General features: G+C 71.9%; 21 protein-coding genes, 1 pseudogene and 1 riboswitch. Of the genes and pseudogenes, 16 read left to right on the plus strand and 6 right to left on the minus strand.

Annotated elements, in window-relative coordinates; translation table 11 throughout:
- Positions 1-16: 16 nt before the first annotated feature.
- The 5 genes from ACX9I7_RS19070 (at position 17) to ACX9I7_RS19090 (ending at position 4,877) form a co-directional block, all read left to right on the plus strand.
- Positions 17-376 (plus strand): YraN family protein, encoded by a 360-nt coding sequence (locus ACX9I7_RS19070; RefSeq protein ID WP_459387987.1) that lies wholly within the window; start codon positions 17-19, stop codon positions 374-376.
- On the plus strand, positions 376-1,983 hold the full coding sequence (locus tag ACX9I7_RS19075) for a YifB family Mg chelatase-like AAA ATPase (protein ID WP_459388008.1): 1,608 nt from the start codon (positions 376-378) through the stop codon (positions 1,981-1,983). Before ACX9I7_RS19070 ends, ACX9I7_RS19075 begins: the two co-directional genes overlap by 1 nt.
- Positions 1,980-3,161, plus strand: a complete 1,182-nt coding sequence (gene dprA, locus ACX9I7_RS19080) for a DNA-processing protein DprA (RefSeq protein ID WP_459387988.1) — start codon at positions 1,980-1,982, stop codon at positions 3,159-3,161. Before ACX9I7_RS19075 ends, dprA begins: the two co-directional genes overlap by 4 nt.
- Positions 3,162-3,408: 247 nt before the next feature.
- Positions 3,409-4,245: an RNA polymerase sigma factor WhiG gene (gene whiG, locus ACX9I7_RS19085; protein WP_126916307.1), complete on the plus strand. Its 837-nt coding sequence runs from the start codon at positions 3,409-3,411 to the stop codon at positions 4,243-4,245.
- Positions 4,246-4,319: 74 nt separating this feature from the next.
- The gene (locus tag ACX9I7_RS19090; RefSeq protein ID WP_387567261.1) at positions 4,320-4,877 is read left to right on the plus strand and encodes a TetR/AcrR family transcriptional regulator; all 558 of its coding nucleotides are present in this window, start codon (positions 4,320-4,322) and stop codon (positions 4,875-4,877) included.
- 138 nt (positions 4,878-5,015) lie between these two features.
- On the opposite strand, the pseudogene ACX9I7_RS19095 reads toward ACX9I7_RS19090, so the two are convergent.
- Positions 5,016-5,534: pseudogene (locus ACX9I7_RS19095) on the minus strand (peptidoglycan DD-metalloendopeptidase family protein); the annotation flags it as partial.
- 314 nt (positions 5,535-5,848) lie between these two features.
- Here ACX9I7_RS19095 and rpsB point away from each other — a divergent pair.
- The 9 genes from rpsB (at position 5,849) to ACX9I7_RS19140 (ending at position 15,724) form a co-directional block, all read left to right on the plus strand.
- The gene (gene rpsB / locus ACX9I7_RS19100) at positions 5,849-6,712 is read left to right on the plus strand and encodes a 30S ribosomal protein S2 (protein WP_459387989.1); all 864 of its coding nucleotides are present in this window, start codon (positions 5,849-5,851) and stop codon (positions 6,710-6,712) included.
- Between the two features lie 173 nt (positions 6,713-6,885).
- Positions 6,886-7,722: a translation elongation factor Ts gene (gene tsf, locus ACX9I7_RS19105; protein ID WP_387565629.1), complete on the plus strand. Its 837-nt coding sequence runs from the start codon at positions 6,886-6,888 to the stop codon at positions 7,720-7,722.
- A gap of 162 nt (positions 7,723-7,884) precedes the next feature.
- A complete protein-coding gene (pyrH, locus tag ACX9I7_RS19110) occupies positions 7,885-8,664 on the plus strand; it encodes a UMP kinase (RefSeq protein ID WP_126916310.1) in 780 nt (259 codons plus the stop codon).
- A 186-nt stretch (positions 8,665-8,850) separates the two neighbouring features.
- Entirely contained in the window at positions 8,851-9,408 is a 558-nt protein-coding gene (frr, locus tag ACX9I7_RS19115) for a ribosome recycling factor (RefSeq protein ID WP_358630519.1), read from the plus strand.
- Positions 9,408-10,517, plus strand: a complete 1,110-nt coding sequence (locus ACX9I7_RS19120) for a phosphatidate cytidylyltransferase (protein ID WP_387565625.1) — start codon at positions 9,408-9,410, stop codon at positions 10,515-10,517. Before frr ends, ACX9I7_RS19120 begins: the two co-directional genes overlap by 1 nt.
- Before the next feature lie 108 nt (positions 10,518-10,625).
- On the plus strand, positions 10,626-11,732 hold the full coding sequence (rlmN, locus tag ACX9I7_RS19125; protein WP_459387990.1) for a 23S rRNA (adenine(2503)-C(2))-methyltransferase RlmN: 1,107 nt from the start codon (positions 10,626-10,628) through the stop codon (positions 11,730-11,732).
- Positions 11,733-11,794: 62 nt separating this feature from the next.
- Positions 11,795-11,900: riboswitch (TPP riboswitch) on the plus strand.
- Positions 11,896-12,987, plus strand: coding sequence for a thiamine ABC transporter substrate-binding protein (locus ACX9I7_RS19130; protein ID WP_387565621.1), 1,092 nt, complete (start codon positions 11,896-11,898; stop codon positions 12,985-12,987). Its footprint overlaps the riboswitch before it by 5 nt.
- A gap of 107 nt (positions 12,988-13,094) precedes the next feature.
- Complete coding sequence (locus ACX9I7_RS19135) at positions 13,095-14,708, plus strand: ABC transporter permease (RefSeq protein ID WP_387567259.1); 1,614 nt, start codon at positions 13,095-13,097, stop codon at positions 14,706-14,708.
- Entirely contained in the window at positions 14,708-15,724 is a 1,017-nt protein-coding gene (locus ACX9I7_RS19140) for an ABC transporter ATP-binding protein (RefSeq protein ID WP_387565618.1), read from the plus strand. Before ACX9I7_RS19135 ends, ACX9I7_RS19140 begins: the two co-directional genes overlap by 1 nt.
- A gap of 85 nt (positions 15,725-15,809) precedes the next feature.
- Here the strand turns inward: ACX9I7_RS19140 and ACX9I7_RS19145 are convergent, their stop codons facing one another.
- The 5 genes from ACX9I7_RS19145 to ACX9I7_RS19165 form a co-directional block, all read right to left on the minus strand.
- On the minus strand, positions 15,810-16,730 hold the full coding sequence (locus ACX9I7_RS19145) for a hypothetical protein (RefSeq protein ID WP_459387991.1): 921 nt from the start codon (positions 16,728-16,730) through the stop codon (positions 15,810-15,812).
- 102 nt (positions 16,731-16,832) lie between these two features.
- Complete coding sequence (locus ACX9I7_RS19150) at positions 16,833-18,044, minus strand: hypothetical protein (RefSeq protein WP_459387992.1); 1,212 nt, start codon at positions 18,042-18,044, stop codon at positions 16,833-16,835.
- Positions 18,026-18,763: an ABC transporter ATP-binding protein gene (locus tag ACX9I7_RS19155; RefSeq protein WP_387565609.1), complete on the minus strand. Its 738-nt coding sequence runs from the start codon at positions 18,761-18,763 to the stop codon at positions 18,026-18,028. Before ACX9I7_RS19155 ends, ACX9I7_RS19150 begins: the two co-directional genes overlap by 19 nt.
- A 222-nt stretch (positions 18,764-18,985) precedes the next feature.
- Positions 18,986-20,365 (minus strand): aspartate aminotransferase family protein, encoded by a 1,380-nt coding sequence (locus ACX9I7_RS19160; protein ID WP_459387993.1) that lies wholly within the window; start codon positions 20,363-20,365, stop codon positions 18,986-18,988.
- Complete coding sequence (locus tag ACX9I7_RS19165) at positions 20,350-20,853, minus strand: Lrp/AsnC family transcriptional regulator (RefSeq protein WP_126916321.1); 504 nt, start codon at positions 20,851-20,853, stop codon at positions 20,350-20,352. Before ACX9I7_RS19165 ends, ACX9I7_RS19160 begins: the two co-directional genes overlap by 16 nt.
- 166 nt (positions 20,854-21,019) lie before the next feature.
- On the opposite strand from ACX9I7_RS19165, the gene ACX9I7_RS19170 reads away from it, so the two are divergent.
- Together ACX9I7_RS19170 and ACX9I7_RS19175 are read left to right on the plus strand one after the other, a co-directional pair.
- Positions 21,020-22,471, plus strand: coding sequence for a gamma-aminobutyraldehyde dehydrogenase (locus ACX9I7_RS19170; protein WP_126916322.1), 1,452 nt, complete (start codon positions 21,020-21,022; stop codon positions 22,469-22,471).
- Between the two features lie 131 nt (positions 22,472-22,602).
- Positions 22,603-23,766: a polyamine ABC transporter substrate-binding protein gene (locus tag ACX9I7_RS19175; RefSeq protein WP_386726259.1), complete on the plus strand. Its 1,164-nt coding sequence runs from the start codon at positions 22,603-22,605 to the stop codon at positions 23,764-23,766.
- The last annotated feature ends 4 nt before the right edge of the window (positions 23,767-23,770 follow it).

Below are 23,770 nucleotides of genomic sequence, written 5' to 3' on the forward strand. Positions count from 1 at the left end.
ACCGGAGGTGGTGCTGATGAACGCCCGAGGGGGGCTCGGCAGGTACGGGGAGGATCTGGCGGCGCGCCGGCTGACCGAGGCCGGGATGACGGTGCTGGATCGCAACTGGCGGTGTCGCGCCGGTGAGCTGGACATCGTGGCGCTGGACGGCGACGTGCTGGTGGTCTGCGAGGTGAAGGCCCGCCGCGCGGGCCGGTTCGAACCCCCGATGGCCGCCGTCACGGCCACCAAGGCCGGGCGGCTGCGCGAGCTCGCCGAGCGATGGCTGGCCGGGCACGGCGGAGCCCCGCCGGGCGGGGTGCGCATCGATCTCGTGGGCGTGGTCGTCCCGGACCGGGGCGCGCCGCTCGTCGAGCACGCCAAGGGGGTGGCGTGATGGGCTTCGCGCGGACGTGCTCGGTCGCCCTGGCCGGGGTGGACGGCGTGGTGGTCGAGGTCCAGGCCGATCTGGAGCCGGGAGTGGCCGCCTTCACCCTCGTCGGCCTGCCGGACAAATCCCTCAGCGAGAGCCGCGACCGGGTCAGGGCCGCCGTGGTGAACTCGGGCGCGGACTGGCCGCAGAAGAAGCTCACCGTCGGGCTCAGCCCGGCCTCCGTGCCCAAGGGCGGCAGTGGTTTCGATCTCGCCGTCGCGTGCGCGGTACTGGGTGCGGCCGAGCGGATCGATCCCCGGACGATCGCCGACCTGATGATGATCGGCGAGCTGGGCCTCGACGGACGGGTCCGCCCCGTGCGGGGCATCCTCCCCGCCGTCCTGGCCGCCGCAGACGCCGGATACCGGCAGGTCGTCGTCCCCGAGCGGACGGCGACCGAGGCCGCCCTGGTGCCCGGGGTGGCCGTGCTGGGCGTCCGCAGCCTGCGCCAGCTGATCGCGGTGCTGGCCGACGAGCCCGTCCCCGAGGAGGACGAGGAGCCGCCGGGGGAGGGCCGGCCCGACCCCATGCTCGCGGGGCTGGTCGTACCGGGCGCCGGCGGCGCGCTCGGGGCGCGGCCCGGCGAGCGCCCGCCCGACCTCGCCGAGGTCGCGGGGCAGGCCAGGGCCCGCCGGGCGCTGGAGGTGGCCGCCGCCGGGCGGCACCATCTCCTCTTCGTGGGCAGCCCGGGCGCCGGCAAGACCATGCTGGCCGAACGCCTGCCGGGGCTGCTCCCGCCCCTCACACCGCAAGAGTCCCTCGAAGTCACGGCGGTCCACTCCGTCGCCGGGACCCTGCCCGCCGGACAGCCCCTGATCGACCGCGCCCCCTACTGCGCGCCCCACCACTCGGCGTCCATGCCCGCGCTGATCGGCGGCGGTTCGGGACTGCCCCGGCCGGGAGCCGTCTCCCTCGCACACAATGGCGTACTTTTTCTCGACGAATCCCCTGAATTCTCGGGCAGAGTGCTCGACGCCCTGCGGCAGCCGCTCGAGTCCGGACACGTCGTCGTCGCCCGCACCGGCGGAGTGATGCGCCTCCCCGCCGCCTTCCTGCTGGCCCTCGCGGCCAACCCCTGCCCCTGCGGCCGGCGCGGCATGACCGGTGACGGCTGCGACTGCTCGCCCCGGGCGGTCAAACGCTATCTGGGGCGGCTGTCGGGGCCGCTGATGGACCGTGTGGATCTCAGAGTGGCCGTCGAGCCCGTGGCCCGCTCGGAGCTCACCGGCCCTCCGGCGGAGTCCACGGCCGACGTCGCCGCGCGCGTCCGCCTCGCCCGCGAACGGGCCGCCGCCCGGTACACCGGCACACCCTGGCGCACCAACAGCGAAGTGCCGGGCCATGAGCTGCGCACCCGCTGGAGCATGCCACCGGGCACCCTCGCCGAGGCCGAACGGGACATGGAGCGCGGCCTGCTGACGGCGCGCGGGCTGGACCGGGTCCTCCGGGTCGCCTGGACGATCGCGGACCTCGCCGGCCACGCCCGGCCCGACGCCGGGGACGTGGCCCAGGCGCTGGAGCTGCGCACGGGCGTCCGGCGCGGCGCGGTGACCGCCGGGGGCCGGCCATGAGCGGGCCCGGCCCGGGGGAGCGGCTGGCGCGGGCCGCGCTCACCGGCCTGACGGAACCGGGGGACGAACTCGTGGGCCGCTGGCTGAGGGAGCTGGGCCCCGAGGCCCTGCTGCACGGCCTGACCGGCAAGGGGCCGCCACCGAAGGGAGCCCGCCCGGACCGGCTGGAAGGCTGCCGGGCCCGCGCCGCGCACCGCGATCCGGTCCGCGATCTGGCCACCGTCGACCGGATGGGCGGACGCTTCATCTGCCCGGGTGATGTCGAATGGCCCGGACAACTCGACGATCTGGCCGACGCCCGCCCCATCGGCCTCTGGGTCCACGGCAGTCCGAACGTACGACTGTGGGCGCTGCGGTCGGTCGCCGTCGTCGGAGCCCGCGCCTGCACCGACTACGGCTCCTATGTGGCGGCGACCCTCGGCTCAGGGCTCGCGGAGCGCGGCTGGGTGGTCGTCTCCGGGGCCGCCTTCGGCGTCGACGGGGCCGCCCACCGGGGCGCGCTGGCCGCCGGCGGGGCCACCATGGCGGTGCTGGCCTCGGGGATCGACGTGCCCTACCCGCGCGGACACGCCGAGTTGCTCGACCGGATCGCGGAACAGGGTCTCGTCCTGGCCGAGTTACCACCCGGCGGCCACCCCACGCGCAGCCGCTTCGTCCTGCGCAACCGCGTGATCGCCGCGCTCACCCGGGGAACCGTGGTCGTGGAGGCCGAATACCGCAGCGGCTCGCTGGTCACCGCGCGCCGCGCGCGAGAACTGGGGCGGCACACCATGGGGGTGCCCGGGCCGGTGACGTCGGGGCTCTCCGCCGGGGTCCACGAACTCCTGCGCGAAGGGGCCTGTCTGGTGACCGACGCCGACGAGATCACCGAGCTGATCGGCGACATGGGCGAGCTGGCCCCCGAGCGCAGGGGCCCCGTCCTGGCCAGGGACCTGCTGCCCGACGCGGCCGCCAGAACACTGGAAGCCGTCCCCGGCAAAGGCGGCGCCGAGCTCGCGCTCATCGCCCGTAACGCCGGGATGGGCCGGGACCGGACGCTCGGCAGCCTGTACGAACTCCAGGCGCTGGGGTTCGTGGAACGACTGGGCGATCAGTGGCAATTGGCTGACGCGACGTCAACGTCCGGGACCCCCAAGCCCCTCGGACGGCGCCCCGGTGTGCGGCGAGGCGGTGCTTGACCTGGGGTGATCGGGTGAAAGGGTTAAGGGGTGGGCCGAGCCGGCCGATACGGCGGGCTCTGCGCGGCCCCGGGCGTCCCGACGGCCGCCGCCGCGGAACGCGGACCTGCGGAGGACATCCGCGCCCCTCCGTGAAGACCGAAGGGGCCTCATCGCTCACCGCAGCGCCACGGTCACGCTACGCTCACGGAATCCATCCATTCGTACCACCCGGTCCAAGTCACAGCAGAACGGCTCAAAACGACGAATGCCCCAGCACACCTCCGGGTCCGACCGCGCGGCGGCACCGCCCGCAGCGCGCGGCGCCGTGCGCCCTCCCGCACCCTCGACGCTCGACGAGCTGTGGCGGTCGTACAAGGCCTCGGGCGACGAACGGCTGCGGGAGCAACTGATCCTCCACTACTCGCCCCTGGTGAAGTACGTGGCGGGCCGCGTCAGCGTCGGGCTGCCGCCCAACGTCGAGCAGGCCGACTTCGTCTCCTCCGGGATCTTCGGCCTGATCGACGCCATCGAGAAGTTCGACCCCACCCGCTCCATCAAGTTCGAGACCTACGCCATCACCCGCATCCGCGGCGCCATGATCGACGAACTGCGGGCCCTGGACTGGATCCCCCGTTCGGTCCGGCAGAAAGCCCGTGCCGTCGAGCGCGCCTACGCCACCCTCGAAGCCGCCCTGCGCCGCACCCCCTCCGAAGCGGAGGTCGCGGCCGAGATGGACATCTCCCTGGAGGAACTCCACTCCGTCTTCAGTCAGTTGTCGCTGGCCAACGTGGTGGCCCTGGAAGAGCTGCTGCACGTCGGCGGCGAGGGCGGCGACCGGCTCAGCCTGATGGACACCCTGGAGGACACCGCCGCCGACGACCCCGTCGAGGTGGCCGAGGACCACGAACTGCGCCGGTTGCTGGCCCGGGCCATCAACACCCTCCCCGAGCGGGAGAAGACCGTGGTCACCCTCTATTACTACGAGGGCCTCACCCTCGCCGAGATCGGCCACGTGCTCGGGGTCACGGAGAGCAGGGTCAGCCAGATCCACACCAAGTCCGTCCTCCAGTTGCGGGCCAAGCTGGCGGACGTCGGACGCTGAATCGTCCCTCCAGCGTCGTCCCCGACGCGGTGTGTCCGTAAAGTGGGACCGTGCCCAGGATTCGAGCGGCCTCAGTGGCCGAGCACCGGACGATGCAGCGCGGCGCCCTCCTGGACGCCGCGCGCTCCTTGCTGTCCGAAGGCGGAACGGAAGCCCTGACCTTCCCCGCCCTCGCCGAGCGCACCGGGCTCGCGCGGTCCTCGGTCTACGAGTACTTCCGCTCCCGCGCCGCCGTCGTCGAAGAACTGTGCGCCGTGGACTTCCCCGTCTGGGCGGCCGAGGTCGAGGCCGCCATGGAGCGCGCCGACACACCGGGGGGGAAGATCGAGGCATATGTGCGGCAGCAGCTGTCGCTCGTCGGCGACCGCCGTCACCGGGCCGTCGTCGCCATCTCCGCGGGCGAGCTCGACTCCGGCGCCCGCGAGAAAATCCGCGCCGCCCACGGCGGCCTCGTCGCCATGGTCGTCGAAGCGCTGGACGCCCTCGGCCACGACCAGCCCCGCCTGGCGGCCATGCTCCTCCAGGGAGTCGTCGACGCCGCGGTACGTCGCATCGAGCTCGGCGCGGCGGAGGAACCGGACCGGATCACCGAGGCGGCCGTCGCCATGGCCCTGCGAGGCGTCTGCGGCTAGCGGCAGCCGAGCGCTCGGGCCCACCGGCCACAGCCGGGAGGGGGCGCGGCGCAGCATCCACGGTGGCAGGAGCGTCAGCGGGTCGAGGTAGTCCTCCCCGCGGCGCAGGCCCCAGTGGAGACAACCGTGGCCCGGGCAATGGGCCGAGCCGGCCTCCAGGAGGCCGATGATCTGACCGGCGTCGACGTGGTCGCCCTCGCGCACCGTCGCCCGTACGGGTTCGTATGTCGTCCGCAGGGCGGGGGCGAGCTCCACCGCCACCACGCCCCGCCCCGCGATCCGGCCCGCGAAGGAGATCCGGCCCGGGGTGGCGGCCCGGACCGGCAGGCCGGGGCCGGCCGCGAGGTCGACGCCCCGGTGGCCCGCCGCCCAGCGGGCCGGGGGCGGCTCCCAGGCCCGCAGGACCAGGGGCCGGGCGCCCCGGGCGCCCGCGACGGGCCAGGACCGGTCGCCGCCGGGGCCGCCCGACGCCCTGGGTGGGCCGGGGGCCGGGGGAGCGGGGCCCGAGACGGCCGTCGCGCAGGTCAGGAACAGGAAGGTCGGGAACAGGATCAGGGCCGTGAGCGCGCAGAGCGTGAGCGCCCGTCCGGCCGTGGCACGTCGTCGGGCGGAGAAGCCGGAGAAGTCGGCGAAGGCGGAGAAGTCGGTTCGTCGCATGGAGTAACCATGGCCGGGGCCGGCGAATCGTGGGGATCTTGATCCGGATCTGTGGACTACTCGTGGGTTGTGGACAACGCCGTCACCCGGGGGTTCTCCGGTCCCGTACACTTCTCATGGCGATCCGGGTCACCGGGTCGACTTCGCACGCCCCGCCACTGACGCGTCAGACCCTCTCGGGCAGCACGGTGGCCGTGTCTCTCGGTCCGTGAAACGGCTCCTCGCAAGGGATTCGTTCGCGGCAGGCGCGTCGGGGCGTCAGGAGCGGCGGCCGCCCGGCCGTCGTGGAACCGAGTATTTCAAGGAGCGCGGCCATGGCCGTCGTCACGATGCGGGAGCTGCTGGAGAGCGGCGTCCACTTCGGTCACCAGACCCGTCGTTGGAACCCGAAGATGAAGCGTTTCATCTTCACGGAGCGCAACGGCATCTACATCATCGACCTGCTCCAGTCGCTGTCGTACATCGACCGCGCCTACGAGTTCGTGAAGGAGACCGTCGCGCACGGTGGCTCCATCATGTTCGTCGGTACGAAGAAGCAGGCCCAGGAGGCCATCGCCGAGCAGGCGACCCGTGTCGGCATGCCCTACGTCAACCAGCGCTGGCTGGGCGGCATGCTCACCAACTTCTCGACCGTCTACAAGCGCCTCCAGCGCCTGAAGGAGCTCGAGCTCATCGACTTCGAGGACGTGGCCGCCTCCGGCCTCACCAAGAAGGAGCTCCTGGTCCTCTCCCGCGAGAAGGCCAAGCTGGAGAAGACCCTCGGCGGTATCCGCGAGATGCAGAAGGTGCCGAGCGCCGTCTGGGTCGTGGACACCAAGAAGGAGCACATCGCCGTCGGTGAGGCGCGCAAGCTCCGCATCCCGGTCGTCGCCATCCTCGACACCAACTGCGACCCCGACGAGGTCGACTACAAGATCCCGGGCAACGACGACGCCATCCGCTCCGTCACCCTGCTCACCCGCGTGATCGCCGACGCCGTCGCCGAGGGCCTCATCGCCCGTTCCGGTGCCGCCACCGGTGACGTCAAGGCCGACAAGGCCGCCGGCGAGCCGCTGGCCGAGTGGGAGCGCGACCTGCTCGAGGGCGAGAAGAAGGACGAGGCTCCGGCCGCCGAGGCTCCGGCCGCCGAGGCCGAGGCCGAGGCTGAGAAGCCGGCCGCGGACGCCGAGCAGGCCTGACGCCCTGTACCGGACGACGGCGGGGGCCCGGTGCCCCCGCCGTCGCCCGGCGGATCCACTGTCGGACCCCGTCAGCGGGACGGGAGCCGACAGGTGTGGTGACCTCAAGACGGACCAGCCCTGCCGGATGCCCGGGTGGCACGGCGGGGCGCAGTGACGAGAAGGATTGAAGGATGGCGAACTACACCGCCGCTGACGTCAAGAAGCTCCGTGAGCAGACCGGCGCCGGCATGATGGACTGCAAGAAGGCGCTCGACGAGGCCGAGGGCAACCTCGAGAAGGCCGTCGAGATCGTCCGCGTCAAGGGCCTGAAGGGTGTGGCCAAGCGCGAGAGCCGCACCACCGAGAACGGCGCCGTCGCCTCCCTCATCGCCGAGGACAACACCTCCGGTGTCATCGTCGAGCTGAAGTGCGAGACGGACTTCGTCGCCAAGGGCGAGAAGTTCATCACCGTCGCCGACGCCCTGGCCGCCCACATCGCCAAGGCCGCCCCGGCCGACGTCGAGGCCCTCATGGCCTCCGAGATCGAGGCCGGCAAGACCGTCCAGGCGTTCGTGGACGAGGCCAACGCCACCCTCGGCGAGAAGATCGTCGTGGACCGCTTCGCGCACTTCGCCGACGGCAAGGTCTACGCCTACATGCACCGCACCGCCGCTGACCTGCCCCCGCAGGTCGGTGTCCTGGTCGAGCTGGACAAGGACAACGCCGAGGTCGCCAAGGACGTCGCGCAGCACATCGCCGCCTTCGCGCCGAAGTTCCTCACCCGTGACGCCATCCCGGCCGAGACCGTGGAGAACGAGCGCCGCGTCGCCGAGGCCACCGCTCGCGAGGAGGGCAAGCCCGAGGCCGCCCTGCCGAAGATCGTCGAGGGTCGCGTCACCGGCTTCTTCAAGGAGCAGGTCCTGCTGGACCAGCCCTTCGCCAAGGACAACAAGAAGACCGTCCAGAAGGTCCTGGACGAGGCCGGCGTCACGCTGAAGCGCTTCGCCCGCATCCGCGTCGGCGCCTGAGCCGTCCGCAGGGCAGCGAATGACCCGCGACCCGCTAGGGTCGTACGCAGTCGGCCGCTCACGGGCCGGCCGCTGATGTGACGAGGAGGCCATTGCCGCAGAGGGAACCGAAAGGATCCATCCGGCAGTGGCCTTCTTCGTATGTGCACGAGGAGAACTCCAATGAATCAGGGCGCGGACGCCACGCAGGCCGCCGGTGACACCGGCACCGACCAGGGCAATCGCCGTCGGTTCCTGCTGAAACTGTCAGGTGAGGCCTTCGCCGGCGGCGGTGGACTCGGCGTCGACCCCGATGTCGTGCACGCCATCGCCCGCGAGATCGCGGCCGTGGTCCGCGAGGGCTACGAGATCGCCGTGGTCATCGGCGGCGGGAACTTCTTCCGCGGCGCCGAGCTCCAGCAGCGCGGCATGGACCGCGCCCGCTCGGACTACATGGGCATGCTCGGCACCGTGATGAACAGCCTCGCCCTCCAGGACTTCCTGGCCAAGGAAGGCGTCGAGACCCGGGTCCAGACCGGTATCACCATGGGCCAGGTCGCCGAGCCGTTCATCCCGCTGCGCGCCGTGCGCCACCTGGAGAAGGGCCGCGTCGTGATCTTCGGCGCGGGCATGGGCATGCCCTACTTCTCCACCGACACCACCGCCGCCCAGCGCGCCCTGGAGATCCACGCCGAGGCGATCCTCATGGGCAAGAACGGCGTCGACGGGGTCTACGACTCCGACCCCAAGAAGAACCCCGACGCGGTGAAGTTCGACGCCCTCGAGTACGGCGAGGTGCTGGCCCGCGGCCTCAAGGTCGCCGACGCCACCGCGATCAGCCTGTGCATGGACAACAAGCTGCCGATCCTCGTCTTCGAGCTGCTCGCGGCGGGCAACATCGCCCGTGCGGTCAAGGGTGAGAAGATCGGCACGCTCGTGAGCGACCAGGGCACGCGGGACTGACGAGCCCGTACGCCGTCCGTCGCGGGGGCGGCCGAGGAATCGGCCGCCCCCGCGACGGACGGCAACACCGCGCCGGGGGAAGACCTCGGCACGGGGATGGACAACCGCCTGCCCGGTCGGACACCGTGCAGGAGAAGACGCGCGCAGGGGCGAGGCTCTGCTTACTGATAACACCAGGAGCAAGTGGTGATCGAAGAGATCCTCCTCGAGGCCGAGGAGAAGATGGAGAAGGCCGTTGTGGTCGCCAAGGAGGACTTCGCGGCGATCCGCACCGGGCGTGCGCACCCGGCGATGTTCAACAAGATCGTGGCCGACTACTACGGCGCGCTGACGCCCATCAATCAGCTGGCGTCGTTCTCGGTGCCCGAGCCGCGCATGGCCGTGGTCACCCCGTTCGACAAGAGCGCGCTGCGCAACATCGAGCAGGCCATCCGCGACTCGGACCTGGGCGTCAACCCGAGCAACGACGGCAGCATCATCCGGGTGACGTTCCCCGAGCTGACCGAGCAGCGCCGCCGCGAGTTCGTCAAGGTCGCCAAGACCAAGGCGGAGGACGCCAAGGTCTCGATCCGCTCCATCCGCCGCAAGGCCAAGGACGCCCTGGACAAGCTGGTCAAGGACAAGGAGTCCGGCGAGGACGACGTCCGCCGCGCGGAGAAGGAGCTCGACGACACCACCGCGAAGTACGTCGCGCAGGTGGACGAGCTGCTCAAGCACAAGGAAGCCGAGCTGCTCGAGGTCTGATGAACGACGCATCCTGGGGAGCCCCGCCACGCGCCGGTCACTGGGGGTCCACCGGCCAGGGAACCAGCCCCGGCTACGGCCGGGAGGTGCCCCTCTCGGCGGGTCCTCTGCACGTCGCGGGTGACGCGGCGCAGACTCGGCCCATGCCCATTGTGCCCGGATCAGGCGGATACCAGGACGACGGAGCCGACCGTGACCAGGGGGCCGCCCACATCGGTGGCCCCCTGTTCCGCGATGAACAGGAGCCCGACATCCGGCCGCAGGAGCCCGCCGCCCCACAGGGGCCTCCGGCGAAGAAGAGCGCGGGTCGCGATCTGCGTGCCGCGATAGGGGTGGGGGTCGGCCTCGGTGCGGTGATCCTCGCCTCCCTGTTCGTCTACAAGCCCGTCTTCCTCGGCGTGATCGTGATCGCCGTGGTGGTCGGGCTGTGGGAGCTGACCTCCCGCCTCGCCGAGCGGAAGAACATCAAGGCCCCCTTGGTGCCGCTGGCCATCGGCGGCGCCGCCATGATCGTCGCCGGTTACGTCAACGGCGCCGAGGGCGCGTGGGTGGCCATGGCCTTCACCGCGCTCGCCGTGCTCGTCTGGCGGATGACGGAGCCGCCGGACGACTACCTCAAGGACGTCACGGCCGGCATCTTCGCGGCGTTCTACGTGCCCTTCCTCGCCACGTTCGTGGCGCTGATACTGGCCGCCGACGACGGTGCCTGGCGGGTGCTGACGTTCCTGATCCTGACGGTCGTCAGCGACACCGGGGCGTACGCGGTGGGCTGGCGGTTCGGGCGGCACAAGCTCGCGCCGCGCATCAGCCCCGGCAAGACCCGCGAGGGCCTGATCGGCGCGGTGCTGTTCGCGATGGTGGCGGGCGCGCTGTGCATGCAGCTGCTGATCGACGACGGGGTGTGGTGGCAGGGCCTGCTGCTGGGCCTCGCGGTGGCGGTCAGCGCCACGCTCGGCGACCTCGGCGAATCCATGATCAAGCGGGATCTGGGGATCAAGGACATGGGCGCCCTGCTCCCCGGCCACGGCGGGATCATGGACCGGCTGGACTCGCTGCTGCCGACCGCGCCGGTGGTGTGGCTGCTGATGGTGGCCTTCGTCGGCTCCTGATGCCGAACGGCCCTGACCTGGGCTTTTCGGAAGGTGTTCGATACGTGAGGGGTCCGTCGTCCACAGGACGGCGGGCCCCCTCCGTATGTCTGCGACACTGGTGGGACCATGCCTGCACCCGGAGAACTCACTTTCGTCGCCCCCCGCGGAGCCAAGCTGCCCCCGCGGCACCTCGCCGACCTCAGCCCCGCCGAGCGCCGCGAGGCCGTCGCCGCGATCGGCGAGAAGCCGTTCCGCGCCAAGCAGCTGTCCCAGCACTACTTCGCCCGCTACGCCCACGACCCGGCGCAGTGGACGGACATCCCGGCGGCGGCCCGCGAGAAGCTCGCCGATGAGCTGCTGCCGGACCTGATGAGCGTGGTGCGGCACATCTCGTGCGACGACGACACCACCCGCAAGACCCTCTGGCGGCTGCACGACGGCAAGCTCGTCGAGTCCGTCCTGATGCGCTACCCGGACCGGGTCACCATGTGCATCAGCTCCCAGGCGGGCTGCGGCATGAACTGCCCGTTCTGCGCCACCGGCCAGGCCGGGCTGGACCGCAACCTGTCCACCGCCGAGATCGTCCACCAGATCGTCGACGGCATGCGCGCCCTGCGCGACGGCGAGGTGCCCGGCGGCCCGGCGCGGCTGTCCAACATCGTCTTCATGGGCATGGGCGAGCCGCTGGCCAACTACAAGCGCGTCGTCGGCGCCATCCGCCGGCTGACCGACCCCGAGCCGGACGGCCTGGGCCTGTCCCAGCGCGGCATCACCGTCTCCACGGTCGGCCTGGTCCCGGCCATGCACCGGTTCGCCGACGAGGGCTTCAAGTGCCGTCTCGCGGTCTCGCTCCACGCGCCCGACGACGAGCTGCGCGACACCCTGGTGCCGGTCAACACCCGCTGGAAGGTCCGCGAGGTCCTCGACGCCGCCTGGGAGTACGCGGAGAAGTCCGGCCGCCGGATCTCCATCGAGTACGCCCTGATCCGCGACATCAACGACCAGGCCTGGCGCGGCGACCTGCTCGGCCGGCTCCTCAAGGGCAAGCGGGTGCACGTCAACCTGATCCCGCTCAACCCCACCCCCGGCTCCAAGTGGACGGCGTCCCGCCCGGAGGACGAGCGCGCCTTCGTCCAGGCCATCGCCGCCCACGGCGTGCCCGTGACCGTACGGGACACCCGCGGCCAGGAGATCGACGGCGCCTGCGGCCAGCTGGCCGCCACCGAGCGCTGAGCCGTGTCAGTGCCGGCCGGGGAGACCGGTCGGCACTGATACGGTGCCTTTCGTACAAATGAACAATCCGACAGGGGAGCGCCCAGGGCGCTGAGAGTGCGGCACGGCCCGCAGACCCTCGGACCTGATCCGGTTAGTACCGGCGTAGGGAGTCAGCACCACCATGAACACCAGCCTTCGGCGTGCCGTCGTGGCGACGGCCGTCGCCACCCTCGGCCTTCCGGCGCTCGCCGCCTGCGGCGGCTCCGGCGACAAGGGCGGTGAGGCGTCGGGCGGCAAGACCGTCACCCTCGTCTCCCACGACTCGTTCGTCGCCTCGGACTCCGTGCTCCAGGAGTTCACCCGGCAGACCGGCTACAAGGTCAAGGTCGTCAAGGGCGGCGACGCCGGTCAGGCCGTCAACCAGGCGATCCTCTCCAAGAGCCACCCGCAGGGCGACGTCTTCTTCGGCGTCGACAACACCCTGCTCTCCCGGGCCCTCGACAACGGCATCTTCACCCCCTACGAAGCCAAGGGCCTGGACCGGGTCCCCAAGGAGTTCCAGGCCGACGCCGCCCAGCACCGCGTCACGCCCGTCGACACCGGCGAGATCTGCGTCAACTACGACCGCGCGTACTTCGCCGACCACAAACTGGACCCGCCGAAGACGTTCGACGACCTGATCAAGCCGGAGTACAAGGGCCTCCTCGTCACCGAGAACGCCGCCACCTCCTCGCCCGGCCTCGCCTTCCAGCTCGCCACCGCCGCCAAGTACGGCGACGACGGCTGGAAGGACTACTGGAGCAAGCTCAAGGCCAACGGCGTCGAGGTCGTCGACGGCTGGGAGCAGGCCTACAACGAGCGCTTCTCCGGCTCCGCCGGCGGGAAGAAGGCCAAGGGCGACAAGCCCCTCGTCGTCTCCTACGCCTCCAGCCCGCCCGCCGAGGTCGTCGGCGCCAAGCCGCTGCCGAAGGAGGGCCCGACCGGCGTCGCGACCGGCACCTGCTTCCGGCAGACCGAGTTCGCCGGCCTCCTCAAGGGCGCGAAGAACACCGAGGGCGGCAAGGCCCTCGTCGACTTCATGCTGAGCAGGACGTTCCAGGAGGACATGCCCCTCCAGATGTACGTCAAGCCGGTCAGCCAGGACGCCAAGCTGCCCGAGGTCTTCACCCGGTACGGCGCGCAGGTCACCGACCCGCAGACGCTCGCCCCGGAGAAGATCGCCAAGAACCGCGACCAGTGGGTCAAGGAATGGTCCTCGCTCGTCCTGAAGTAACCGAAGCCGGGACGGCCGGCGCGCCCGACGTGACCGGCGCGCCCGCCGGAAGGCAGGCCGCCGGGAGGGCGCCGGGCGCCCGCCGGGCGGCGACGCGGCTCGGCCTGATGGCCGTGCCGCTCGCCTTCTTCGGCGTCTTCTTCGCCTACCCCGTCGCCTCGATCGTCACCCGCGGCCTCACGGACGGCGGCCGGTGGCAGCTCGCCCGCGTGGGCGAGGTGCTCACCGACCCCGGCATCCGCGACGTCCTGTGGTTCACGCTCTGGCAGGCGGCCGCCTCCACCGCCCTGACCCTCCTGCTCGCCCTCCCCGGCGCCTACGTCTTCGCACGCCTCGACTTCCCCGGCAAACGGCTGCTCAGAGCCGTCGTCACGGTCCCGTTCGTGCTGCCGACCGTCGTCGCCGGCTCGGCGTTCCTGGCACTCGTGGGCCGGGGCGGGCTGCTGGACGAGCTGTGGGGCGTCCGCCTGGACACCACGATCTGGGCGATCCTCCTCGCCCACGTCTTCTTCAACTACGCCGTGGTCGTCCGCACCGTCGGCGGGCTGTGGGCCCAGCTCGACCCCCGCCAGGAGGAGGCGGCCCGCGTCCTCGGCGCCGGCCGCCTCGCCGCCTGGCGCCGGGTGACCCTGCCCGCGCTCGGCCCCGCCGTGGCCGCCGCCGCCCTCATGGTCTTCCTCTTCACCTTCACCTCCTTCGGCGTCGTCCAGATCCTCGGCGGACCCCGCTACGCCACGCTGGAGGTGGAGATCTACCAGCGGACGGCGCAGCTCCTCGACCTGCCCACGGCCGCCGTCCTCACCCTGCTCCAGTTCGTCGTCGTGGCCGCGCTGCTGGCCGTCCACGCCCGGACCGTACGGCGCCGTGAGGCGACGCTGCGGCTCGTGGACGCCTCCCGCACCGCCCGCCGCCCGCGCGGCGCCGGCCAGTGGGCGCTGCTGGCGTCCGTCCTCGCCGTCGTCGCGCTGCTGGTGGTGCTGCCGCTCGCCGTCCTCGTCCTGCGCTCCTTCGAGGGCCCCGACGGCTACGGCCTCGCCTCCTACCGCGCCCTCGCCTCGGCGGGCGCGGGCGGCGGCACGTTCACCGTCGCCGCGCTCGACACCATCGGCAACTCGCTCACGTACGCGCTCGCCGCCACCGCCATCGCGGTCGTCGTCGGCGGCCTCGCGGCGGCGGCCCTCACCCGGCGCGAGGGCCGGCTCGTCCGCGGCTTCGACGCCCTGCTGATGCTGCCGCTGGGCACCTCCGCCGTGACCGTCGGCTTCGGCTTCCTGATCGCCCTGGACGAGCCGCCGCTGGACCTGCGCACCTCGTGGATCCTGGTGCCGCTGGCCCAGGCGCTGGTGGGCGTGCCCTTCGTCGTCCGCACCGTGCTGCCCGTGCTGCGCGCGGTGGACACCCGGCTGCGGGAGGCGGCCGCGGTGCTCGGCGCCTCCCCGCTGCGGGCCTGGCGGGAAGTGGACCTGCCGCTGGTGGGCCGGGCCCTGGGCATCGCGGCGGGCTTCGCGTTCGCGGTGTCGCTGGGCGAGTTCGGCGCGACCGTCTTCATCGCCCGCCCCGACAACCCCACCCTGCCGGTGGCCGTGGCCCGGCTGCTGGGCCGCCCCGGCGAACTCAACTACGGCCAGGCGATGGCCCTCAGCACGATCCTGATGCTGGTGTGCGCGGCGGCGCTGCTGGTGCTGGAGCGTGTGCGCACCGACCGTACGGGAGAGTTCTGATGCTTCGCCTCGAAGGCGTGACCGTCCGCTTCGGCGGGCGCGCGGTGCTGGACGCGGTCGACCTCGACGTCGCCGACCACGAGACCGTGTGCGTGCTCGGCCCGAGCGGCAGCGGCAAGTCGACGCTGCTGCGCGTGGTGGCCGGCCTCCAGCCGGCCCACGCCGGGCGGGTGCTGCTCGGCGGGCGCGACCAGGGCGGGGTGCCCCCGCACCGGCGCGGGGTGGGCCTGATGTTCCAGGACCACCAGCTCTTCCCCCAGCGGGACGTCGCCGGGAACGTCTCCTTCGGGCTGCGCGTCCGGGGGACCGGGCGGGCCGAGACCGAGCGCCGGGTGACCGAGCTGCTCGACCTGGTGGGGCTGCCGGGCGCGCAGAAGCGGGCCGTGGGGGCGCTGTCGGGCGGTGAGCAGCAGCGCGTCGCGCTGGCGCGGGCGCTGGCCCCCGAGCCTCGGCTGCTGATGCTCGACGAGCCGCTGGGGCAGCTCGACCGGGGCCTGCGCGAGCGGCTCGTGGAGGAGCTCCGCGGGCTGTTCGGGCGGCTGGGGACGACCGTCCTGGCCGTCACCCACGACCAGGGCGAGGCGTTCGCGCTCGCCGACCGGGTGGTGGTGATGCGCGACGGGCGGATCGCGCAGGTGGGCACGCCGATGGAGGTCTGGCGGCGGCCGGCGTCGGAGTTCGTGGCCCGGTTCCTGGGCTTCGACAACGTCGTGCCGGCGACGGTGACGGGAGAGCGGGCGGAGACGGTGTGGGGTGTGCTGCCCGTGCCGTCGGGGACGGAGCCGGGGGAGTGCGCGGTGCTGGTGCGGCCGGGGGGTGTTCGGCTGGTGCCCGTTTCGGACGGGCTGGCGTGCGAGGTGGTTTCCCGGACGTTCCGGGGGGACCACGTCGTGGTGCGGCTCCGGCCTGCCGACGGTCCCGAGCTCGAGGCGGCGTGCCCGCTCGGTGGGGCGCCGGGGGTGGGCGACCGTGTGGGTGCCGCCTTCGTGGCGGACGAGGTCGTTGTTCTCCCCTGACCCGCCCCTTCCCGTCACCGGGGCTCCGCCCCGGACCCCGGTCCTCAAACGCCGGACGGGCTGAAATCAGCCCGTCCGGCGTTGGCTATACAGCTGTCGGTTCCTTCTCCGCCGTCTGCGGCGCCGTCGCCCCGTGGCTGTCCGGTTCGCCGAACCAGGCCACCGCCACCGCGCCCGCCACGGCCAGGAGGAAGCCGAGGACGGCCATCCACGCGAAGCCCTCGCGGGACGCGTCGCCCAGCCAGAGGACGCCGATGATGCCGGGGAGGACCGTCTCGCCGACGACGAGGGCGGCCGTGGCGCCGTTCACGGAGCCGATCTGGAGGGCGACGGTGTGGAGGTACATGCCGACGGAGCCGGAGATGAGGATGGCGTAGAGGGCCGGGTCGGCGAGGAGGGTGGGCAGGTCGAAGGGGTCGATGCCGTCGAGGATGCGGACGCCCACGCCGATCGCGCCGAAGCCGAGGCCGGAGAGCAGGCCGGCGAGGATCGCGGCCCGGGAGCCGAGGAAGTGGACGGCGGTCCAGCCGCCGCCCATCAGGACGACCGAGATGATCAGCAGCCACCAGTGGGTGGAGCGCGCGGCGTCGCCGTTGCCCTCGTGGCCGGCGGCGGTCGCCAGCAGCACCAGGGCGGAGCAGACGACTCCGATCGACATCCACTCCCTGCGGTTGAGCTTGATGCCGAGGAGCTTGATGCTCAGCAGCGCGGTGACGATCAGGTTGGCGCTGATGACGGTCTGGGAGAGGAACAGCGGCAGCATCCGGGCGGCGAGGGCGCCGAGGGCGAAGCCTATGAAGTCCAGGACCGTGCCGACCATGAACTCCCAGGTGACGGCGGCCTTCGCGGTGGAGGACAGGCTGGGCCCGCCATGCTGGGTGGTGGCCGTGGAGGACGCCGTCGCGGCCTCCCGCTGGGCCGATTTCCGGGACCCCACGGCCTGTAGGACCGATCCTGTGCCGTAACACGCAGAGGCCGCGACAGCCGTGACAAGGCCGATGATCACCAGTAGCTCCGTTCGCCTGATAAGCCGTCGTGCTCAGGAAGCAGACGTACTTCTGAGCAGACGTGGATTTCGGCGTCGGAGTTGCCTTCGGTCAAGAACTGGTCAAGACCGGGTGAGCGGCAGGGCGGCGAGTTCGGCGATGACCCAGGTCAGCGGGGCGAGCACGATCAGCAGGACGCCCGTGCGGACGGCCGCCGCACCGCGCAGCAGGGAGGCGGGGATGCCCAGCCGCAGCAGCGCGGTGGTGGTCTCGGCGCGGCAGTGCCGGGTGTCGATGGCGGCGGTGATGGCGGTGGCCGTCACACAGGCCATCACCACGGCCGCGCCCAGCCCCGTGAGCGGCCCGAACGGGCGGGGGCCCGACCGTTCCCAGGCCGCGCCGTACAGCTCGACGGCCGCGAGCGCGCCCGCCGCCACCGCGCAGAGCACCCCGAGGGGCCGCCCGAGCCGGTTCGCCGTGTCCTGCAGTATGCGGCCGGCGAGCAGCCGCGTCGGGCCGGGCCGCCCGGCCGACAGCAGGGTGCCGCTCCAGTGGGTGAGGCCGGGGCCGGCCAGCACCAGGCCCAGGGAGGCGAGCAGCCAGCCGCCCATCAGCCCGGGGGAGGTGCCGCCGTCCTGGCCCGGCAGTGTCAGCAGGCTGTCCGGGGCGGGGGCGGGGGCGTGGCCCACGTACGCCTCCAGAGCGAGGCCGCAGGCGATGACCGCCACGCCCCAGGGGAGGCCCGCGTAGCCCCGGCGGTCCTCCTTGGCGGTGTCGGGCAGCGCCGCCGTCGAAACGGTCCTGGGCGCGCCTCCGGCGCGCTCCTTGCGCGGGCGCAGCGCGATGGCGCACGCGCCCGCCGCCAGCGCGGGCAGCAGCCCGAGCAGCGTGAGCGTCGCGGCCCAGGGCAGGGCCGCGTCCCCGTCGAGCAGTCCCGAGGCCGTGCCGCTCAGCGGGGTGCCGCCGAGGTCGCCGCGGAGTTCGAGGTAGACCAGCAGGGCGGCGGCGCTGCCGAGCCCGCAGGACAGGGCCGTCGACGTGGCGGCGAGCAGGGAGAGGCGGACGGGGCCGAAACCGATGGCGTCGAGCCCGTCGCGCGGGCGGGTCGCCGGGTCGCTGCGGGCCACGGTGACGGCGAACTGGGTGACGGCGGCCACGGGCACCGCGCACCACAGCAGCCGCACCAGCGACTGTTCCGTGGCGCCGGGGTGGGCCACCGCGTAGCCCAGGGAGCACAGCAGCAGGAAGCCGGCGCCGGAGGAGGCGACGGCGACGAGCAGCCGTCGCAGGAGGACGAGCGGGTGGGCGCCGCGCGCTAGGCGGAGACTGAGCACGCGGCCCTGCCCTCCCCTTCGGTCGCCTCGGGTGCCGGGAGGGCGCCGCCCCGGCGGCCGTCGGCGAGGACGACGGTGCGGTCGGCGAGGGCCGCGCTCTCGTCGTCGAGGGTGGCCAGGACGACGGTGATCTGGTGGGAGCGGGCGGCCGTGGTGAGGGTGCGCAGCACCTGGGCGCGGTCCGCGGCGTGCAGCGGGGCGGTCGGCTCGTCGGCGAAGACCACGGTGGGTTCGGCGGCCAGGGCGCGGGCGATGGCGATCCGCTGGCGCTGGGCCTGGGTGAGCGCCCCGGGGCGTTTGCGGGCGCAGTCGCCCACGTCGAGGCGTTCGAGCCACTCCGTGGCGGTCTGCTTGGCGGTGCGGTGGCCGGTGCCGCGCACCAGCAGCGGCAGGGCGGCGTTCTCCCAGCCCGTCAGCTCCGGGACCAGGTGGGGTTCGCTGTCGATCCAGCCGAAGCGGTCGCGGCGCAGCCGCTCGCGGGCGGAGCGGGAGAGGGTGTGCACGGGGGCGCTGTTGAACCACACCTCGCCGGGGTCGGCCAGGAGCTGGCCCGACAGGCATTTGAGGAGCGTGGTCTTGCCGGAGCCGCGTGGCCCGGTCACGGCGAGGATCTCGCCCTCCCGGACCCCGATGGACACCCCGGCGAGGGCGGGGGAACCGCTGTAGGAGTAGTGCAGGCCACGTGCCCAGAGCACGTCGTTGTCCGGCGGGGCCACCATATCGAGCACCTCGGGTCGCTGAGAGGGTCCGTTCCCCTGTCCGGGTGAACGAACCGGAGGCCATTGGGTCACTGGCACCGTACGGAACCGGGATCCTAGCCTCCGTCCAGGCTCGGCGCTTTAGTGCCTCACTTTCCTCCCATCGGGCTCATGCGACGAGGTTTGCGCGGTGGCATCACGGTTAACGCGCGGGGAGGCCGGCCGCCTCCCCGCGCGTTGGTGTCAGATCTTCGTCCATGCCTCCGTGAGGACGCCCCGCAGGATCTGCTCGATCTCGTCGAACGTCGACTGGTCGGAGATCAGCGGCGGCGCCAGCTGGACGACCGGGTCGCCGCGGTCGTCGGCCCGGCAGTACAGGCCGTTCTCGAAGAGCTTCTTCGACACGAAGCCGTACAGCAGGCGCTCGCACTCCTCGCCGCTGAAGGTCTCCTTGGTGGCCTTGTCCTTCACCAGCTCGATGCCGTAGAAGAAGCCGTTGCCGCGCACGTCGCCGACGATCGGCAGGTCCCGGAGCTTGGACAGGGTCGCGTGGAAGGCGCTCTCGTGGTCCAGCACGTGCTGGTTGAGGCCCTCGCGTTCGAAGATGTCGAGGTTGGCGAGCGCCACGGCCGCGGAGACCGGGTGGCCGCCGAAGGTGTAGCCGTGGAGGAAGGTGTCGGACCCCTTGAAGAACGGCTCCGCGATCCGGTCGGAGACGATCGCCGCGCCGATGGGGGAGTAGCCCGACGTCATGCCCTTGGCGCAGGTGATGATGTCCGGCACGTAGCCGAACTTCTCGCAGCCGAACATCGTGCCCAGCCGGCCGAAGGCGCAGATGACCTCGTCGGAGACGAGCAGCACGTCGTACTCGTCGCAGATCTCGCGGACCCGCCGGAAGTAGCCGGGCGGGGGCGGGAAGCAGCCGCCCGCGTTCTGTACGGGCTCCAGGAAGACGGCGGCGACGGTTTCCGGGCCCTCGAAGAGGATCTGCTGCTCGATCTGGTCGGCGGCCCAGCGGCCGAAGGCCTCCGGGTCGTCGCCGTGGACGGGCGCCCGGTAGATGTTGGTGTTGGGGACCTTGTGGGCGCCGGGCACCAGCGGCTCGAAGGGCGCCTTCAGGGCGGGCAGCCCGGTGATGGACAGGGCGCCCTGCGGGGTGCCGTGGTAGGCGACGTTCCGGGATATGACCTTGTACTTGCCGTGGTTGCCGGTGAGCTTGTGGTACTGCTTCGCCAGCTTCCAGGCGGTCTCCACGGCCTCGCCGCCGCCGGTGGTGAAGAAGACCTTGTTGAGGTCACCGGGGGCGAGGTGGGCGAGCCGCTCGGCCAGCTCGATCGCCTTTGGGTGGGCGTAGCTCCACACCGGGAAGAAGGCCAGCTCCTGCGCCTGCTTGCTCGCCGCCTCGGCGAGCTCGGCCCGGCCGTGGCCGGCCTGGACCACGAACAGTCCGGCGAGACCGTCGAGGTAGCGCTTGCCCTTGTCGTCGTAGATGTAGGTGCCCTCGCCGCGCACGATGGTGGGCACGGGGGCGTTCTCGTACGACGACATGCGGGTGAAGTGCATCCACAGGTGGTCGTACGCCGTCCTGCTGAGGTCCTTGCTCACGGCTATCGGGTTCCCCATGTGTAGGTCTGTTTGCGGAGCTTGAGATAGACGAAGCTCTCCGTGGAGCGGACCCCGGGCAGGGTCCGCACCCGCTTGTTGATCGTTTCGAGGAGATGGTCGTCGTCCTCGCAGACGATCTCGATGAGGAGGTCGAAGGAGCCCGCGGTGACGACCACGTACTCCACTTCGTCCATCGCGGTCAGGGCGTCCGCGACCGGGTCGAGGTCCCCCTCGACATTGATGCCGATCATGGCCTGGCGCCGGAGCCCCACGGTGAGCGGGTCGGTGACGGCGACGATCTGCATCACGCCCTGGTCGAGCAGCTTCTGCACGCGCTGGCGGACCGCCGCCTCGGACAGCCCCACCGCCTTGCCGATCGCGGCGTAGGGGCGGCGTCCGTCCTCCTGGAGCTGCTCGATGATCGCCAGGGAGACGGCGTCGACCGGCTGTGCGCCGGCCGCGCTCTTGGAATCGGGGTTACGAGTGGCCACATCCCCACTGTGCATGAGGACTCGGTGGCGAGGCAACCCCTGGACGACGGTATCCGTTGGCGCAGGTCGCCGGAAACACTGATTCCGTCGTTCATGCGTGATGGGTCTGCCGAAAGCGTCACCTCAGTGACTAGGCTGGGCGTCTCAGCGACTGGACATCCGACAGAAGGGGTGGCACATCGTGACCACCGAGCCGCGCCGCCTGCGCAACTACATCGCCGGCGAGTTCCGTGACGCCGCCGACGGGCGGACCACCGAGGTCGTCAATCCGGCCACGGGAGAGGCCTACGCCACCGCCCCGCTGTCCGGCGCGGCCGACGTCGACGCCGCCATGGCCGCCGCCGAGGCGGCCTTCCCCGCCTGGCGCGACCTGGTGCCCGGTGAGCGCCAGAAGGTCCTGCTCAAGATCGCCGACGCCTTCGAGGCGCGCGCCGAGGACCTGATCGCCGCCGAGTCGGAGAACACGGGCAAGCCGCTGGGCCTCACCCGCAGCGAAGAGCTCCCCCCGATGGTCGACCAGATCCGGTTCTTCGCGGGCGCCGCCCGGATGCTGGAGGGCCGCTCCGCCGGTGAGTACATGGAGGGGATGACCTCCATCATCCGCCGCGAGCCCGTCGGCGTCTGCGCCCAGGTCGCGCCGTGGAACTACCCGATGATGATGGCCGTGTGGAAGTTCGCCCCGGCGCTCGCCGCGGGCAACACCGTCGTCCTCAAGCCCTCCGACACCACCCCCGCCTCCACCGTCCTGATGGCCGAGATCATCGGCGGGGTCCTGGAGGAGCTGGGCCACCCCAAGGGCGTCTTCAACGTCATCTGCGGCGACCGCGAGACCGGCCGGCTGATGGTCGAGCACAAGGTGCCCGCCATGGCCTCCATCACCGGCTCCGTCCGCGCGGGCATGCAGGTCGCCGAGTCCGCCTCCAAGGACCTCAAGCGCGTCCACCTGGAGCTCGGCGGCAAGGCCCCCGTCGTGGTCTTCGAGGACGCCGACATCGCCAAGGCCGTCGAGGAGATCGCCGTCGCCGGCTACTTCAACGCCGGCCAGGACTGTACGGCCGCCACCCGCGTCCTCGTCCACGAGTCCGTCCACGACGAGTTCGTCACCGCCCTCGCCAAGGCCGCCGCCGACACCAAGACCGGCCAGCCCGACGACGAGGACGTCCTCTACGGCCCGCTCAACAACGCCAACCAGCTCAAGCAGGTGACCGGCTTCATCGAGCGGCTCCCCGCCCACGCCAAGGTCGAGGCCGGCGGCCACCGGGTCGGCGAGAAGGGCTACTTCTACGCCCCGACCGTCGTCTCCGGCCTCAAGCAGGACGACGAGATCATCCAGCACGAGGTCTTCGGCCCCGTGATCACCGTCCAGTCCTTCACGGACGAGGAGCAGGCCGTCTCCTACGCCAACGGCGTCGAGTACGCCCTGGCCTCCTCGGTGTGGACCAAGGACCACGGCCGCGCCATGCGGATGTCCAAGGCCCTCGACTTCGGCTGCGTGTGGATCAACACCCACATCCCGCTGGTCGCCGAGATGCCCCACGGCGGCTTCAAGAAGTCCGGCTACGGCAAGGACCTCTCCTCCTACGGCTTCGAGGACTACACCCGCATCAAGCACGTCATGACGTCGCTGGGCTGAGCCCGGCCCGCGGGGCGGGGTCGCGCACACGCGTACGTTCCGTACGCGTGTGCGCGTATCATCGACGCCCGGCCGACCGGCCCCCCACCCGCCCCGCACGTCCCCTTGAATGCGAGACGCCCGTGAAGCCCCTGTCCCGCCGTACCCTGCTGCGCGCGCTGGGCGCCGGCGCCGGGGCCGCAGCGCTCGCCGGATGCGGGGTCCCCGCCGCCTACGTCGCCCCCCGCGACCGGTCCGCCCCGGACCGCTCCGAGCGCGACCACCGGCTCTCCTTCGCCAACTGGCCGCTCTACATCGACACCGACGAGAAGCACCCGGAGCGGCGGCCCACCCTCGACGACTTCGAGAAGAGCACCGGCATCTCGGTGAAGTACACCGAGGAGATCAACGACAACGACGAGTTCTTCGGCAAGATCAGCCCGGCCCTGATGAACCATCAGCGGACCGGACGGGACATCATCGTCGTCAGCGACTGGATGGCCTCCCGCTACGTCCGCCTGGGCTGGGTCCAGACGATGGACCGCGCGGCCCAGCCCCACGTCGCCCGCGAGCTCGACCCGCTGCTGCGCAAGCCCTCCTTCGACCCCGGCCGGCTGCACACCGTCCCCTGGCAGTCCGGGATCACCGGTATCGCCTACAACCGCAAGAAGCTCGGCCGCGAGATCCGCCACACCTCCGACCTGTGGGCCGACGACCTGCGCGGCAAGGTCACCCTGCTCGCCGGCATGGACGAGGCGTTCGCGCTGCTGATGCTGGGCAACGGTGCCGACGTCACCCGCTGGACCGCCGACGACTTCCACCGGATGACCGACCAGCTGCGCACCCTGGTCCGCAAGCGCCACATCCGCCGCTTCACCGGCAACGACTACATCAAGGACCTCTCCTCCGGGGACGTCCTGGCCTGCCAGGCATACTCCGGCGACATCATCCAGCTCAAGGCCGACAACCCCGACATCGAGTTCGTCGTCCCCCAGGAGGGCGCCGAGCTGTGGGCGGAGAGCCTGATGATCCCCAACCTCGCCGACCACAAGCGCAACGCGGAACGGCTCATCGACTACTACTACCAGCCCGAGGTCGCGGCCCGGCTGGCCGTCGCCGTCAACTACGTCTGCCCGGTGCCCGCCGCACGCGAGGTCCTCGCCTCCTCCAAGGAGAAGGAGCTCGCCGAGCTCGCCGAGAACCCGCTGGTCTTCCCCACCGAGGACATGCGCGGGCGGCTCTCGACCGCCCGCGACATGACGCCCAAGGAGCGCCCCGCCTTCACCAAGGAGTGGAACGAGATCGTCGGGCTCTGAGCCG

The organism is Streptomyces sp. L500 (genome assembly GCF_054551825.1).